Source organism: Streptomyces sp. NPDC085927 (assembly GCF_044540975.1).
Taxonomy (GTDB): domain Bacteria; phylum Actinomycetota; class Actinomycetes; order Streptomycetales; family Streptomycetaceae; genus Streptomyces; species Streptomyces hirsutus.
Genome location: NZ_JBITSN010000002.1, coordinates 641,052 through 655,568, shown reverse-complemented (window position 1 = coordinate 655,568; position 14,517 = coordinate 641,052). Strand labels below are relative to the sequence as shown.

The following is a 14,517-nucleotide window of genomic DNA, read 5'->3' as shown; positions in this document are numbered from 1 at the left end:
GTCGAAACCAACGAGTAACAGCTACTTGTGCGGTCCCTCGCACAGAAACGGAGCCGGGGCGTCGGTGCTGCCCGTCCGCGCCGGACGCCGAGCCGGTGCCCCGGTCCGGGGCAGCCGTGCGGGGCCGTCCGAGCCGAGTCGTCCGAGCCGGGTCATCCTACGGCCGTTCCGAACCATGTGCCCAGGGCATACGTCACACCGGCCGCCGCGCCACCGAGGGCGAGCTGCCTCAGACCGCTGTACCACCAGGTCCGCGCGGTCACCTTGGCGACCAGCGCGCCACACAGGAAGAGCCCCAGCAGCGCCACCAGCACGGCGGGCCACAGAGTGCTCGCGCCGAGCAGGTACGGCAGTACGGGGAGCAGCGCGCCGAGCGCGAAGGCGCCGAAGCTCGAGGCCGCGGCCACGGTGGGCGAGGGGAGGTCGCCGGGGTCGATCCCCAGTTCCTCCCGGGCGTGGATCTCCAGCGCCTGCTCGGGGTCGCGCGACAGCTGCCGGGCCACCTCGGCGGCGAGCTCCGGCTCGACGCCCCGGGCCTCGTAGAGGGCGGCGAGTTCGGCTTCCTCGTCCTTGGGGTGCTTGCGCAGCTCGCGTCGCTCGACGTCCAGTTCGGCCTCGACGAGCTCGCGCTGGGAGGCGACGGAGGTGTACTCGCCGGCGGCCATGGAGAAGGCGCCGGCCGCCAGGCCCGCGAGGCCCGTGATGACGATGGTCTGCTGCCCGACCGAGCCGCCGGCCACGCCGGTCATCAGCGCGAGGTTGGAGACCAGGCCGTCCATCGCGCCGAACACGGCAGGCCGCAGCCAGCCACCGTTGACATCGCGGTGCGTGTGGTTGTCGCGGTGCGCCTCGTGCAGCGTCGCCTCGGTGTCGATGATCGCCATGCCGTCCCCCAGGGAGTTCGCGAAAGCGCCTGCAAAGCCGACGTCTCCGACGGTCGGCGCAGACCTTGTTTTAGACAAGTTCTACTTTTGAACAACGCCCAATCTACGCTTCCGCATTCCCTTCCGCCAGCAAGGAAAGGCTGGGCTAACCTGCGGTTTTGTCGATTCCGCCGCTCACCTGCGAGAGGGCCCGCGCAGATGTCGACCGGGTGACACCGAGGCCTGTGAGGCTGTGCCGGACCTCACACCGGGGACAGTTCCGCAAAGGGCTTCGCGCCTCTCGGGGCGCCCCTGAGAGGAGAGCCGCGTATGGCATCGAACTCCCGCATCCCCTCGGCCCCGGCGTCCGGGGACCCCCTCGGGCTCCGCGAACGGGCGCGCGGCGCGCTGCTCGGCCTGGCCGTCGGCGACGCGCTGGGCGCCCCGGCCGAGAACTTGAAACCCTCCGAGATCCGCGCCCGGTGGGGCCGCATCACGGGATACGTGGCGGAGCACCCCGCGGGCACGGACGACACCGAGTACGCGATCCTGTCCGGCCTGCTGCTGGCCCGGCACGGGTCGGCGCTCACCCCGGCGCAGGTCGGGGCGGCCTGGCACGAATGGATCGCGGACCGCGCCGAGGGGCGGTTCCGGGGTGCCGGATTCAGCGAGCGCGGCACCCTGGAGAACCTCCGCCGGGGACTGGCCGCCCCCGTCTCCGCCCAGCACCGCCACGCCTGGAGCGACGGGCTGGCGATGCGGGCGGCACCGCACGGCGTCTTCGCGGCCGGCCGTCCCGCCGAGGCGGCCCGGCTGGCGGCGATCGACGGCTCGGTCAGCCACGACGGCGAGGGCATCTACGGAGGCCAGGCGGTCGCGGCAGGCGTGGCGGCGGCGATGGCCGGGGCACCGGTGGTCACCGTCGTGGCCACCGCGCTGGCCCTGGTGCCGGAGGACTCCTGGACCGCCCGTTCCCTGCGCCGCGCCGTCACCGCGGCCCACCGGGGCGAACGCGCGGTCCGCTCCGCGGTCGTGATCGGCGGCTATCCCTGGACCGACCTGGCCCCCGAGGCCGTCGCCCTGGCCTTCGGCGCGTACGCGGCGGCGGACGGGGACTTCGAACAGACGGTGCTGACGGCCGTCAACATGGGCCGCGACGCGGACACCATCGCGGCGGTGGCGGGTGCCCTGGCGGGCGCGACCCGGGGCGCCGCCGCGATCCCGGAGGACTGGGCGGCCGCGATCGGCCCGGCCCGCGGCAGCTGCCTCCCCGCGATGGCGGGCCACCACGTCCTGGACATCGCGGACCTGCTCACCCCGACACCGGCCGACACCACCGCGGAGACCCCGTCATGACCCTCTCCCCACCAGCGACGACACCCACGCCCACGCCCCTGGACCCGCCACCCGCGCCACCCACCGGGAACCCCTCGCCGAGGCCGCCCGGTCGCGGAACCCACCCCACCGGCACCACCGAGACCCGCCGGCCCGAAAGCCGCATCTCCGGCGCCCTCCTCCCCGAAGACGTTCCCGGGGCCTTCGGCGACCGCCGGTCCGGAGCCGGCGACCACCGGCCCGCGACAGCACCCCTCGTTCCGCCTCCGCAGGCGCCCCGGATCGAGGGCCTCCTCCTCGGCCTCGCCGCCGGAGACGCCGCCGGCTGGCCCGCGGCACGCCACCGTGCCGCCCGGATGCCCGAGTGGACCCGGCGCCTCACCCGGGAACTGGACACCTTCGCCGAGCAGAACGCGACCACCACCCTCCCCGTGCCCATCGCCCTCAACCAGCCCCCGGAACCCCTGCGCCTGGGCCCCTCCGACGACGCGGAGTGGGCGGTGTTCGCCGCCGAGGCGGTCCTGCGGGCCGGCGACGACGGCGCGCTCGGCGACCTGAGCCGCGAACGCCGCACCCGGGCCGCCATCGACCTCACCTGGAACGCCGTGGCCGGCGAAGTCGCCGCGGCCGCGGAACGCGCGCCCGAGATCGAGTCGGCCGTCCTGCCCCTGCGTGCCCGCATCTCCGTACGGGCCGGGCTCGGCAATCTCGCCACCGGTCTGCGCCCGCCCGCCACCGGCCACGACAACCCGCACTACTTCGACGACGCGGCCTGCGTACGGGCCTGTGTCCTGGCCGTGGCCCACCCCGGCGACCCCGGGGGCGCCGCCGCGCTCGCCGAGTTCGACGCCCGCTACACCCAGGACGGCGACGGGGTGCACGGCGCCCGCGCGATGGCCGCCGCCGTCGCCCTCGCACTGGCCGGCGCGGACGTCGGGGCGTGCGTGGCGGCCGCGGTGGCCGAGCTGCCCGAGGAGACGGAGATCGGCCGCAACGCCCGGCACGCGCTGCGGCTCGCCGCGGACGCCGAGGGCGCCTTCGCCCTCGTGCCGCCCCTGGAGCACCAGATCGTCGACCACGTCTACAGCTACGGCATCGCCGCCGCCGAGACCGTCCCCGTGGCCCTCGCGCTGGCCGTCGCCTCAAACGGCCGGATGGTGGAGGCGGTGCCCGCGGCGGCCTGCCTGTCCCGGGTCGCGGACTCGGCCCCCGCCCTCGTCGGCGCGCTGACCGGCGCGCTCGGCGGCGGCGCGGCGATCCCGGCGTCCTGGCGGGAGAGCTGCCGCATCCTCTCCGGCTGCACCCTCCCCCGGCTCACCGGCACCGATCTGGTGGAACTCGCCGGGCTCCTGGAAGCCGCACAACCGCCTCCCTCCGGAGGATGATTCAGGCATGACGCTCAAAGAGCATGAAAAGCAGGTTCGGGGTGCCTCCCTCGACGAGCGGATCACCGGCGCGCTGGTGGGAGCCGCCGTCGGCGACGCGCTCGGCGGCCCCGTCGAGGGGTACTCCCCCGAGCAGATCGTCGAACGCCACGGCGGCCGTGTCCACGGCGTCGTCGGCCCCTGGAATGGCGACGACTGGCGCACCGCCCGCCCGATCGCCCCGTACCACAAGGGCGACGGCCACGTCACCGACGACACCCTCATGACGCACGCCCTGGTCCGGGTGTACGCGCGGGTCCGGGACCATCTGGACGCCCACGCCGTGGCCGACCACCTGGTCCCGGACCTGATGACGCACCCGCGCTGGATCCCGGAGCTGGAGGCGGAGGCGCTCCTGCTGCAGCGGGTCTTCCTCGCGGAGAAGTGGCTGGTGGCCCGGATCCACTACGGCCATGTCGACCCGCGTGAGGCGGGCGCCGGCAACATCGTCAACTGCGGTGCCGCGATGTACATGGCCCCGGTCGGCCTGGTCAACGCGGCCCACCCTGCGGGTGCTTACGCCGAGGCGCTGGACGTCGCGGGGGCCCACCAGTCGTCGTACGGCAGGGAGGCGGCCGGTGTCCTCGCCGCGGCCGTGGCGGCGGCGTGCGCGCCGGGGGCGACACCGGACTCGGTCGTCGCCGCCTGCCTGTCCCTGGCGAAGGACGGCACGCGGACGGCGATCGAGAAGGTCTGCGAAGTGGCGTCCCGTCATACGGACTTCGAGTCCGCGCTGCGCCCGCTGCGGGAGGCGGTGGCCCCGTACGACACCGTGGGCCCCGACTACCGTGCTCCTTCACTGGGTGCCCGCCGTCCCTCGCGGCTGCACGCGATCGAGGAACTCCCGGTCGCGCTGGGCATGGTGGTGGTGTCCGGCGGCGACTTCCGGCACGCGGTGCTGGGCGCGGTGAACTACGGCCGGGACTGCGACTCCATCGCCACGATGGCCGGCGCCGTGACCGGCGCCCTCGGTGCGCCGGTCCCCGAGGACTGGGCGAAGACCGTGGCGGAGGCCAGCCGTCTCGACCTCCTGGAGCCCGCGGCCGCGCTGACGGAGGTGGCCCGCGAGGTCTTCGCGCGCGACGTGTCCCGGCGCCGCTCGCACGAAAGGGCGTTCGCCGAGCTGGGAGGCCCGGAATGCTCCGACTGACCTGGGTCCAGCCGGAGGACCTGATCGGGCACGAGCTGCGCCAGGCCGCCCAGGACGGCCGGGCGCCCGCGGCCGTCGCCGCCGTCGCGGCCCGGTGGCGCGCAGCGGGCGGCTCCGAGGCCCCGCCCCGCGCGGGCGCCTCCCCGCAACCGGCGTCCCGCTACCTCCGGCTGCTGGCCGGGGACCTCCTGGACGAACTCGCCGACCTGCCCAGCGGCCTGGCGGACGATGAACCGACGGACCTGGGCGCCATCAAGTCCCTCTGTCCGGAATGGCCTTCACCCGTCGGCACCGCTCCCCCGGCCCCTGACCGCATCGAAGCCGGCCTTCTGCAAACCGGCCGTCCCGAAGACGACTGCCTCGAAGACGGCCGTCTCGAAGCCGCCTGGCTCGGCCGTGCCGTCGGCTGCCTGCTCGGCAAACCGGTGGAGAAGCTCCCCCTCGACGGCATCCGCCAACTCGCCCGGGCCACCGGGAACTGGCCTCTGAACGGCTACTTCACCGCCCTCGGAGTCCCCGGGGAGCTGGCCGCGCGGTACCCCTGGAACCGTCGCTCGGCGGCCACCTCGCTCGCCGAGAACATCGACGGGATGCCCGAGGACGACGACCTCGACTACCCGCTGCTCAACCTGCTGTTGCTCCAGCGCCACGGCAAGGGTTTCACCACCACGGACGTGGCCCGGCTCTGGCTGGACGAACTGCCGGCGGGCCGTGCCTTCACCGCCGAACGCGTCGCCTACCGCAATCTCCTCGACGGCGTGGAGCCGCCGCGCACCGCCCGCCACCGCAACCCGTTCCGCGAGTGGATCGGCGCCCTGATCCGCGCCGACGTGCACGGCTGGACCAATCCCGGCGATCCGGCGGGCGCCGCCGAACAGGCCCACCGCGACGCCACCCTCACGCACACCGCGGGCGGTGTCCACGCCGCGATGTTCGGTGCGGCCGTCATCGCCACCGCCGCGGGCGGCGGCCGCCCGGACGTCCACGCCTGCCTGCGCGCCGGCCTCACCGTCGTGCCGCCCCGCTCCCGGCTCGCCCGCGCCGTGCGCGAGGCCGTCCGGCTGGCGCACGAACACCACGACTTCGCCACCGTCGTGGACCGGCTCCACGCCCTGCACGCCGGTACCCACTGGGTGCACGCCGTCCCCAACACCGCCCTGATCGCCGCCGCCCTCACCCACGCGGACGGCGACTTCACCGGCGCCGTCTGCCGTGCCGTGTCCGGCGGCTGGGACACGGATTCGAACGGCGCCACGGTCGGCGGTGTCGCCGCCCTGCTCGCCGGTTCCCCCGCCGCGCTCCCCGAGCGCTGGACGGCCCCGCTGAAGAACCGGCTGGCCACCTCCGTGGGCGACTTCAACGGTGTCGGCTTCGACGCCCTGGCCCGTCTGACCCGTACGACCCGTCTGGAGGCCTCCCGCCCATGACCCGGCCCGTCACGCCCACCACCCCCTCCCCCGTTGCCTCCGCTCCCGCGCCCCCGCTGGCCGGCCTGCGGGTCCTGGACCTCGCGACCCTCTTCGCCGGGCCCCTCGCCGCGACCCTGCTCGGCGACTTCGGCGCGGAGGTCGTCAAGGTCGAGCACCCGCGAAAGCCCGACCCCTCCCGAGGCCACGGCCCGTCGAAGAACGGCGTGGGGCTGTGGTGGAAGATGCTCGGCCGCAACAAGCGGACCATCACCCTCGACCTGTCCACCCGCGGCGGCCGGGCGACCCTGCTGCGCCTCGCCGGGACCGCCGACGTGATCATCGAGAACTTCCGGCCCGGCACCCTGGAGAAGTGGGACCTGGGCTGGTCCGAGCTGTCCGCCGCCAACCCCCGTCTCGTCCTGGTCCGGGTCACCGGCTTCGGCCAGTTCGGCCCGTACGCGCACCGGCCCGGCTTCGGCACGCTCGCCGAGGCGATGAGCGGCTTCGCCGCCATCACCGGGGAGCCGGACGCGCCCCCGACGCTGCCGCCGTTCGGCCTGGCCGACTCCATCGCGGGCCTGACCACGGCGTACGCGGTGCTGACCGCCCTCGCCGGGCGGGAGAGCACCGGCGAGGGCCAGGTCGTCGACATGGCCCTCATCGAACCGATCCTCACCGCGCTGGGGCCCCAGCCGACCTGGTACGACCAGCTCGGCCACGTCCAGCCGCGCACCGGCAACCGCTCCCAGAACAACGCCCCGCGCGGCACCTACCTCACCGCCGACGGCACCTGGGTCGCCGTCTCCACCTCGGCCCAGTCGGTCGCCGAGCGGGTGATGCGGCTGGTGGGACGGCCCGAGCTGATCGACGAACCGTGGTTCACCACCGGCGCCGGCCGCGCCCGGCACGCGGACCTCCTCGACGAGGCGGTGGGCGGCTGGATCGCCCGCCGCACCCGTACCGACGTGCTCGCCGCCTTCGAGAAGGCCGAGGCCGCGGTGGCGCCCGTCCAGGACGTACGGGACGTGATGGCCGACCCGCAGTACCAGGCCCTGAACACGATCACCACGGTGGACGACCCCGAGCTGGGCCCGCTGCGCATGCAGAACGTCCTCTTCCGGCTCTCGCACACCCCCGGCGCGATCCGCTGGGCGGGCCGCCCCCACGGCGCCGACACCGACGAGGTCCTGACCGAACTGGGCCTCACCCCGGCCGAGCTGACGGCCCTGCGCGCGGAAGGCGCGCTGTGACGGTGACATCCCCGCTGACCTGGCTGTACGCACCGGGCGACCGGCCGCGTGTGGTGGCGAAGGCACTCGTCTCCGGGGCCGACGTGGTGGTGATCGACCTGGAGGACGCCGTCGCCCCCGACCGCAAGGCGTACGCCCGTGCCGCCTGCGCCGAGCTGCTGGGCGACCCGCAGCCGGTCCCGGTCCACGTCCGCGTCAACGCCCTGGCCGGCCCCTGGGGCGAGGCCGACCTCGTCGCCGTGGCCCCGGCCGGAGGCCTGGCGGGCCTGGCCGGCCTGCGGCTGCCCAAGGTGTCCTCGCCCGCCGACGTCGTCCGGGTCGCACGGCGGGCCGGGTCCGCCCACGGCGGCGCGCCCGGTCTGTACGCGCTGCTGGAGACGGCCCTCGGCATCGAGCGGGCGCACGACGTGGCCACCGCCCACCCGTCCCTGCGCGGTATCTCGATCGGCGAGGAGGACCTGCGGACCGACCTGGGCGTACGCGACGACGCGGGCCTCGACTGGTCCCGCTCCCGCGTGGTCGTCGCCGCGCGGGCGGCGGGTCTGGCCCCGCCCACCCAGTCCGTCCACCCGGACATCCGCGACCTGGACGGTCTCCGCGCCTCCTGCGCCCGTGGCCGTGCCCTGGGTTTCCTGGGCCGCGCCGCCATCCACCCGTGTCAGCTGCCGGTCATCGAGCGCGCCTACCTGCCCACGGAGGAGGAGATCGAGCGGGCGGAGACGGTCGTCAAGGCGGCGGCCGGCGAGCAGGGCGCCCAGGCGCTCCCCGACGGCCGCTTCGTCGACGCGGCGGTGGTGACGGCCGCCCGGCGGGTCCTGTCCCTGGCCCGCCGGGCGTGAGAGGCCCCGCACACACGCCCGTGGGGCGCCCGAGTCCCCGGACGCCCCACGGCGTCGTTCCCGTACAGCGGGCCGCCGGTCGGCGGCGGCCCGGCAGACCGTCAGCTCTTCTTCGCCGACCCGGCCTCGTCCTTGGACCGCGCGTCCCCGGAGGCCGCGGACCCGGAGCCCGCTGCCCCGGGAGCCGCTTCCTCGGAGTCCGCCCGGGCCGTCTCCGCCTTGGCGTCCTCGGCCTTCGCGTCACCCGGCCCGGTGGCGTCCTTGTCCGCCGCGCCGTCGTTCTCCTCGGGGCTCGCGTCAGCCTTCGACCCGGCGTCCGGCTTCTTCGATCCGGCGTCCGGCTTCTTCGGCCCGGCTTCTTCCTCCGGCTCCGGGGAGACCGCCTTGCCGTCCTTGCCGGCGGTCTCCGGCTCGGCCGCCCCGGGGCCGGAACCGTTCCCGGCCGCGTCCGGGGCACCGTCGCCCCCGGCGGAACCGTCCGTCGTACCGCCTGCCGCACCACCGGCGGCAGCCGCGCCCGGTTCCACCACGGTCTCGCGTCCCGGACGCAGCTTCGCCGACATCACGAAGTACACGACCGCGAGCACGAACACGAACATCGCGGTCCAGTTGTTCAGCCGCAGGCCCAGGATCTCGCGGGCCTCGTCGACACGCATGTACTCGATCCAGAACCGGCCCGCGCAGTACGCGGCGACGTACAGCGCGAACGCCCGCCCGTGCCCGAGCTTGAAGCGGCGGTCCGCCCAGATGACCAGCAGGGCGACGCCCACGCACCACAGGGACTCGTACAGGAACGTCGGGTGGTAGTACCCCGGTACCCGGCCGCCCTCCGTGGACGTGATGTGCAGGGCCCACGGGAGGTCCGTCTCCCGCCCGTACAGTTCCTGGTTGAACCAGTTGCCCCAGCGTCCGATCGCCTGCGCCAGCGCCAGACCGGGGGCCAGGGCGTCGGCGTACGGCGGCAGGGCGATGCCCCGGCGCCGGCAGCCGATCCAGGCACCCACCGCGCCCAGCGCGATGGCGCCCCAGATGCCGAGGCCGCCCTCCCAGATCTTGAAGGCGTCGACCCAGTTCCGGCCCTCGCCGAAGTAGAGCTGGTAATCGGTGATCACGTGGTAGAGGCGGCCACCGACCAGGCCGAACGGGACGGCCCAGAACGCGATGTCCCAGGCGGTTCCCTTCTGGCCGCCGCGCGCCACCCACCGGCGGTCGACGATCCAGAGGGCGACGAAGAGGCCGGCGAGGATGCTGAAGGCATAGCCGCGGAGCGGAACGGGGCCGAGGTACAGCACCCCGCTCGACGGGCTGGGAATGTAGGCAAGTTCCATGGCAGGGTCGACGCTACCGCGCCGGACCGCTCCCACGGCGGGCGGTCCGGCTACGGGTCCATAACGGGAAGGCTCGCAGCCCTACTGCTGATTGGCCTCCTCCACCATCTTCTTGAGCTTCGCCGGGGTCATCGTCCGGTCCTGGTAGATGTTCTTGTCGCCGAGCAGGACGGTCGGTGTGCCGGAGAAACGGCCCTTCTGGAAGGCCTCGTTGGACTTCGCGACCCAGCTGTTGTGCGTGCCGTCCTCCACGCAGCTGCGGAAGGCGGGGGTGTCGAGGCCCTTGACCTTGCCGGCCAGCTCGATGAGCTTGGCGTTGTCGGCGAAGGCGTCGTCCGTCTCCGGGGGCTGGTTGTCGAACAGCACGTCGTGGTACTCGGCGAACTTGCCGGCGTCCTGGGCACAGGCCGCCGCGTTGGCGGAGTTGCGGGAGCCGGTGCCGCCCATGTTCCCGTCGATCAGCGTGACGAGGTGGTACTCGATCTTCAACTGGCCGGACTCGGTCAGCTCATGGAGGGTCGGCCGGTACGCCAGCTCGAAGGACTTGCAGGCGGGGCAGCGGAAGTCCTCCCACACGGTGAGGGTGGACTTGGCACTCTCCTTGCCGACCGGGATGGCCAGGCCGTCCTTGCCGAGCGCCCCCGAGGGCACCACCACCGGGCCCGCTTCCTCACTGCCGTCGTCCTTGCCCGCGTTGGCGGCGACGACGCCGATCACCGCCGCGAGCGCCAGGACACAGACCACGCTCGCACCCACGATCAGGGTGCGGCGCCGCCTGTCCGCCGCCTTCTGCTTCTCACGCTCGACCGCCAGCCGCTCACGGGCGGTGCGCTTTCCCTCACGGTTCTTCTCGCTCACACCCCGCAGAACGAACCGGGGAGGCGCAACGCGCCTCCCCGGTCCCAGATCCACCCGTACGAGGGACCCGTATGACCAACTGCGGAGTGTCCGCCGACGACGGGGCACCGGCGCCGCCGTCCCGGATCCGGTGCCTCCGGGCTCGGCCGCACACGCCGTCACCGGCCCCGCACGCCGTCAGGGCCGACCGCGCACGCCCTCGGCCAGCTCGCCCGCGAGCGCCCGCACGGCCTGGAGGCCCGCGGCCGGGTCGGGGGCGTCCAGCAGTCGTTTGACGAAGGCCGATCCGACGATCACGCCGTCGGCGAAGCGGGCGACCTCGGCGGCCTGGGCGGCGTCGGAGACGCCGATCCCGACACACACCGGCAGATCGGCGCGGCTCGCCCGGGCGCGTGCCACGAGGTTCTCGGCCTGCGTGCCGACCGACTCACGGGTACCGGTGACACCCATGAGGGAGGCGGCGTAGACGAAGCCGCTGCCCGCCGCGGTGATCTCGGCGAGCCGCTCGTCCTTGCTGCTGGGCGCGACGACGAAGACGGTGGCCAGACCGTGCTTGCCGGCGTGCTCCCGCCACAGCGCCGACTCCTGGACGGGCAGGTCGGGCAGGATGCAGCCGGCACCGCCCGCCTCGGCGAGTTCGGCGGTGAACCGCTCGACGCCGTAGCGGTCGACGGGGTTCCAGTACGTCATGACGAGGATCGGCTTCCCGGTGGCCCGGTGGGCCTCCCGGACCGTGCGCAGCACGTCGGCGATCCGCACGCCGCCGCGCAGGGCGATGTCGTCGGCGGTCTGGATGACGGGCCCGTCGAGGACGGGGTCGCTGTGCGGCAGGCCCACCTCCACGACGTCGGCACCGCCGTCGATGACGGCCTTCACGGCGTCGATGCCCCCGTCGACGGTCGGGAACCCGGCCGGGAGGTAGGCGATCAGGGCGGCGCGGCCCTCGGACTTCGCCGCGGCGAGGGTGTCGTTCAGCAGCTTCACGTTCCCGCTCACTTGGCGTCCTCCTCGATCTCGGCGGTGTCGGCATCCGCGTCGGCGGCCACGCTCCTGTCGGTGTCGTACAGGCCGAAGTAGCGGGCGGCGGTGTCCATGTCCTTGTCGCCCCGGCCGGACAGGTTGACGACGATCAGCCCGTCCTTGCCCAGTTCCCTGCCGACCTCCAGGGCGCCGGCCAGCGCGTGGGCGCTCTCGATGGCCGGGATGATGCCCTCGGTGCGCGACAGCAGCCGCAGGGCCTGCATGGCGGCGTCGTCGGTGACCGCGCGGTACTCGCCGCGGCCGGAGTCCTTGAGGTAGGCGTGCTCGGGGCCGATGCCCGGGTAGTCGAGCCCCGCCGAGATGGAGTACGGCTCGGTGATCTGGCCCTCGTCGTCCTGGAGGACGTAGGAACGCGAGCCGTGCAGGATGCCCGGCTCGCCCGCGGTGAGGGTGGCCGCGTGCTCGCCGCTCTCGATGCCGTGTCCGGCGGGTTCGCAGCCGACGAGCCGGACCGAGGCGTCCGGGATGAAGGCGTGGAAGAGGCCGATGGCGTTGGAGCCGCCGCCGACGCAGGCGATCGCGGCGTCGGGCAGCCGGCCGGCCCGCTCCAGCAGCTGGCGGCGGGTCTCGACGCCGATGACGCGGTGGAAGTCGCGGACCATGGCGGGGAACGGGTGGGGTCCGGCGACGGTGCCGAAGAGGTAGTGCGTGCGGTCGACGTTGGCGACCCAGTCGCGGAACGCCTCGTTGATGGCGTCCTTGAGGGTGCGGCTGCCGGACTTCACGGCGATGACCTCGGCGCCGAGCATGCGCATCCGGGCCACGTTGAGGGCCTGGCGCTCGGTGTCGATCTCGCCCATGTAGATGGTGCAGTCGAGGCCGAACAGGGCGCAGGCGGTGGCGGTGGCGACGCCGTGCTGTCCGGCGCCGGTCTCGGCGATGACGCGGGTCTTGCCCATGCGCCGGGTGAGCAGGGCCTGGCCGAGGACGTTGTTGATCTTGTGGGATCCGGTGTGGTTGAGGTCCTCGCGCTTGAGGAATACCCGGGCACCGCCGGCGTGTCCGGCGAACCGGGGCACCTCGGTGAGGGCACTCGGGCGGCCGGTGTAGTGGACCAGCAGGTCGTCGAGTTCGCGGGCGAACTCGGGGTCGGCCTTGGCCTTGTCGTACTCGACGGCGACCTCGTCCACCGCGGCGACGAGCGCCTCCGGGATGAACTTGCCGCCGAACGCGCCGAAGTAGCCCTCGGCACTGGGGACCCGGCCCTCGGGGTCGGGAAGGAAGAACTCGCTGGGCATGCGGAAACCTCACGGTGAGTGTGCGGACACGTTGCGCCGTGGGGGCAGGGTGCGCCGACCGGCTTCAGGCCGGATGCGGCTGGTCGCGCCGACGCGGCCGAGTGGCGTGCCGGCGCGGCCCCGTGCCCCTTGTCAGGGGCGGTGCCATCGCAGTCCGTTGACCTGGCCGGGCTCGTCACCGATGTGGTAGCGCACCCTGCGGCCGAGCACACGGCGAGCAGGGGCCCGGCAGCCTCGCGGGCGGCAGCCGCGAGCGAGGCGCGCGTACGGGTCCCTGGTCGTCAGGGTGATCGGGAGGGTCATCGGGGCCGGCCTGGCGGGGCGCTCAGCTGCGCCCGTGGCGCAGTGCGGGGTGCTCGCCGGCCGCCACCAGGTCGGCGACCGCGGTCTTCGGGTCGCGGCCGGTGACCAGGGACTCGCCGACCAGGACGGCGTCGGCGCCGGCGTTGGCGTAGGCGATGAGGTCGTGCGGGCCGCGGACGCCGGACTCGGCGACCTTGACCAGGTGGTCCGGGATCTCGGGGGCGATCCGCTCGAAGGTGCCGCGGTCGACCTCGAGGGTCTTGAGGTTGCGCGCGTTGACGCCGATGATCTTGGCTCCGGCGTCGACCGCGCGCTCGACCTCGTCCTCGTCGTGCACCTCGACGAGCGGGGTGAGGCCGATGGAGACGGCCCGCTCGATCAGCGACTCCAGGGCCGACTGTTCGAGGGCGGCGACGATGAGCAGCGCGAGGTCGGCGCCGTGCGCCCGCGCCTCCCAGAGCTGGTACGAGGTGACGATGAAGTCCTTGCGCAGGACGGGGATGTCCACCCGCGCGCGGACCGCCTCCAGGTCGGCGAGCGAGCCGCCGAAGCGGCGCTGCTCGGTGAGGACGGAGATGACGGCCGCGCCGCCCGCCTCGTAGTCGGCGGCGAGTCCGGCCGGGTCGGCGATCGCGGCGAGCGCGCCCTTGGAGGGGCTGGAACGCTTGACCTCGCAGATCACCTTGACGCCTTCGCCGCGCAGGGCGGCCACGCCGTCCTTGGCCGCGGGAGCCTTCGCCGCGCGCTCCTTGAGTTCGTCGAGGCCGACCCGTGCCTGGCGCTCCGCGAGGTCGGCACGGACTCCGTCGATGATCTCGTCGAGCACACTCACGCGAGGGGCCCCCTTCCAGACGGTCCGTCTTCAGTGCGTTCGTTTCCGTCCCTGGGGCGTTCCCCGTCCTCGCGGGCGGGTCGCCGGACGAAACCGGTGGTCACTGCGATGGTATCCGCAGCAGGGGGTACGACTCACATCCGGTTGACGCCGGTCCCACTACCTGGACGTTCGCCATGTGATCAAGGATGCAGCCAGCCACCGAACGGCAGGTTCCGGACAACCGTGAAGACCAGCAGGAACGTCCCCAGGGACCACAGGAGCACCGGTCCGGGGTCGATGCGCAGGGGTTTTCCGCGCACCGCGCGGACCACCCATACGGTCCAGAGGACGGCGAAGGCCGCGTAACCGAGGACGGCGGGCGCGTTGGCCTGGAGGGCGGTCAGGAGGTCGCCGTGGGCGACGGCGTGCGCGCTGCGCAGTCCGCCGCAGCCGGGGCAGTACAGGCCGGTGAGGCGCAGCAGCGGGCAGGCGGGGTAGTGGCCGGGCTCGTTGGGGTCCACCGTCCCGACGTGGACGAAGGCGCCGGCGACGGCGGCGAGCGCCCCGGCGGGGAGGACGAGTCGGGCGGCGAGGCCGCGGGGCACGCTGTGGCTGACGGCGTTCACAGGGTGATTGTGCCCCGCGCTCGCGTGTCAGGGGCGGTT

The 14,517-nt window shown here is 74.0% G+C and carries 14 protein-coding genes; 6 read left to right on the top strand and 8 right to left on the bottom strand.

Translation table 11 applies throughout. From position 1 onward, the window contains the following. Window positions 1–152: 152 nt before the first annotated feature. Window positions 153–884 carry a VIT1/CCC1 transporter family protein gene (locus ACIF80_RS07935; protein WP_399800743.1) on the bottom strand — a complete coding sequence of 244 codons (732 nt, stop codon included), beginning with the start codon at window positions 882–884 and terminating at the stop codon, window positions 153–155. 309 nt (window positions 885–1,193) lie between these two features. On the opposite strand from ACIF80_RS07935, the gene ACIF80_RS07930 reads away from it, so the two are divergent. From ACIF80_RS07930 to ACIF80_RS07905, 6 genes are read left to right on the top strand one after another with little or no spacing between them, the layout of a single operon-like run. Continuing rightward, window positions 1,194–2,219: an ADP-ribosylglycohydrolase family protein gene (locus ACIF80_RS07930; RefSeq protein ID WP_399800740.1), complete on the top strand. Its 1,026-nt coding sequence runs from the start codon at window positions 1,194–1,196 to the stop codon at window positions 2,217–2,219. Next, a complete protein-coding gene (locus tag ACIF80_RS07925; protein WP_399800737.1) occupies window positions 2,216–3,583 on the top strand; it encodes an ADP-ribosylglycohydrolase family protein in 1,368 nt (455 codons plus the stop codon). The genes ACIF80_RS07930 and ACIF80_RS07925 overlap by 4 nt, the downstream gene beginning before the upstream one ends. A gap of 7 nt (window positions 3,584–3,590) precedes the next feature. Continuing rightward, window positions 3,591–4,772 (top strand): ADP-ribosylglycohydrolase family protein, encoded by a 1,182-nt coding sequence (locus tag ACIF80_RS07920; RefSeq protein WP_399800735.1) that lies wholly within the window; start codon window positions 3,591–3,593, stop codon window positions 4,770–4,772. Further along, window positions 4,760–6,199, top strand: a complete 1,440-nt coding sequence (locus ACIF80_RS07915) for an ADP-ribosylglycohydrolase family protein (RefSeq protein WP_399800732.1) — start codon at window positions 4,760–4,762, stop codon at window positions 6,197–6,199. The genes ACIF80_RS07920 and ACIF80_RS07915 overlap by 13 nt, the downstream gene beginning before the upstream one ends. After that, on the top strand, window positions 6,196–7,431 hold the full coding sequence (locus tag ACIF80_RS07910; RefSeq protein WP_399800729.1) for a CaiB/BaiF CoA transferase family protein: 1,236 nt from the start codon (window positions 6,196–6,198) through the stop codon (window positions 7,429–7,431). Before ACIF80_RS07915 ends, ACIF80_RS07910 begins: the two co-directional genes overlap by 4 nt. Window positions 7,432–7,433: 2 nt before the next feature. Further along, window positions 7,434–8,270 carry an HpcH/HpaI aldolase/citrate lyase family protein gene (locus ACIF80_RS07905; RefSeq protein WP_399801247.1) on the top strand — a complete coding sequence of 279 codons (837 nt, stop codon included), beginning with the start codon at window positions 7,434–7,436 and terminating at the stop codon, window positions 8,268–8,270. Window positions 8,271–8,371: 101 nt separating this feature from the next. On the opposite strand, the gene lgt is transcribed toward ACIF80_RS07905, so the two are convergent. The 7 genes from lgt to ACIF80_RS07870 all read right to left on the bottom strand — a co-directional run bounded on the left by lgt (window position 8,372) and on the right by ACIF80_RS07870 (window position 14,478). Further along, complete coding sequence (gene lgt, locus ACIF80_RS07900; RefSeq protein WP_399800727.1) at window positions 8,372–9,598, bottom strand: prolipoprotein diacylglyceryl transferase; 1,227 nt, start codon at window positions 9,596–9,598, stop codon at window positions 8,372–8,374. A gap of 81 nt (window positions 9,599–9,679) precedes the next feature. Then, complete coding sequence (locus ACIF80_RS07895) at window positions 9,680–10,456, bottom strand: DsbA family protein (protein ID WP_399800725.1); 777 nt, start codon at window positions 10,454–10,456, stop codon at window positions 9,680–9,682. Window positions 10,457–10,633: 177 nt separating this feature from the next. Further along, on the bottom strand, window positions 10,634–11,452 hold the full coding sequence (trpA, locus tag ACIF80_RS07890; RefSeq protein WP_399800723.1) for a tryptophan synthase subunit alpha: 819 nt from the start codon (window positions 11,450–11,452) through the stop codon (window positions 10,634–10,636). Continuing rightward, a complete protein-coding gene (gene trpB, locus ACIF80_RS07885; protein ID WP_399800721.1) occupies window positions 11,449–12,735 on the bottom strand; it encodes a tryptophan synthase subunit beta in 1,287 nt (428 codons plus the stop codon). Before trpB ends, trpA begins: the two co-directional genes overlap by 4 nt. A 132-nt stretch (window positions 12,736–12,867) precedes the next feature. Further along, on the bottom strand, window positions 12,868–13,038 hold the full coding sequence (gene trpM / locus ACIF80_RS07880; RefSeq protein ID WP_381208855.1) for a tryptophan biosynthesis modulator TrpM: 171 nt from the start codon (window positions 13,036–13,038) through the stop codon (window positions 12,868–12,870). Window positions 13,039–13,060: 22 nt separating this feature from the next. Further along, a complete protein-coding gene (trpC, locus tag ACIF80_RS07875; protein WP_399800718.1) occupies window positions 13,061–13,870 on the bottom strand; it encodes an indole-3-glycerol phosphate synthase TrpC in 810 nt (269 codons plus the stop codon). A 182-nt stretch (window positions 13,871–14,052) separates the two neighbouring features. Then, the gene (locus ACIF80_RS07870; protein WP_399800717.1) at window positions 14,053–14,478 is read right to left on the bottom strand and encodes a DUF2752 domain-containing protein; all 426 of its coding nucleotides are present in this window, start codon (window positions 14,476–14,478) and stop codon (window positions 14,053–14,055) included. Between the last annotated feature and the right edge of the window lie 39 nt (window positions 14,479–14,517).

Coding starts and splice junctions, on each gene's coding strand:
- ACIF80_RS07910 (WP_399800729.1), top strand. CDS start 6,196: ATGACCCGGCCCGTCACGCCCACCACCCCCTCCCCCGTTGCCTCCGCT.
- ACIF80_RS07930 (WP_399800740.1), top strand. CDS start 1,194: ATGGCATCGAACTCCCGCATCCCCTCGGCCCCGGCGTCCGGGGACCCC.
- ACIF80_RS07935 (WP_399800743.1), bottom strand. CDS start 884: ATGGCGATCATCGACACCGAGGCGACGCTGCACGAGGCGCACCGCGAC.
- trpB (WP_399800721.1), bottom strand. CDS start 12,735: ATGCCCAGCGAGTTCTTCCTTCCCGACCCCGAGGGCCGGGTCCCCAGT.
- trpM (WP_381208855.1), bottom strand. CDS start 13,038: ATGACCCTCCCGATCACCCTGACGACCAGGGACCCGTACGCGCGCCTC.
- lgt (WP_399800727.1), bottom strand. CDS start 9,598: ATGGAACTTGCCTACATTCCCAGCCCGTCGAGCGGGGTGCTGTACCTC.
- ACIF80_RS07915 (WP_399800732.1), top strand. CDS start 4,760: ATGCTCCGACTGACCTGGGTCCAGCCGGAGGACCTGATCGGGCACGAG.
- ACIF80_RS07925 (WP_399800737.1), top strand. CDS start 2,216: ATGACCCTCTCCCCACCAGCGACGACACCCACGCCCACGCCCCTGGAC.
- ACIF80_RS07920 (WP_399800735.1), top strand. CDS start 3,591: ATGACGCTCAAAGAGCATGAAAAGCAGGTTCGGGGTGCCTCCCTCGAC.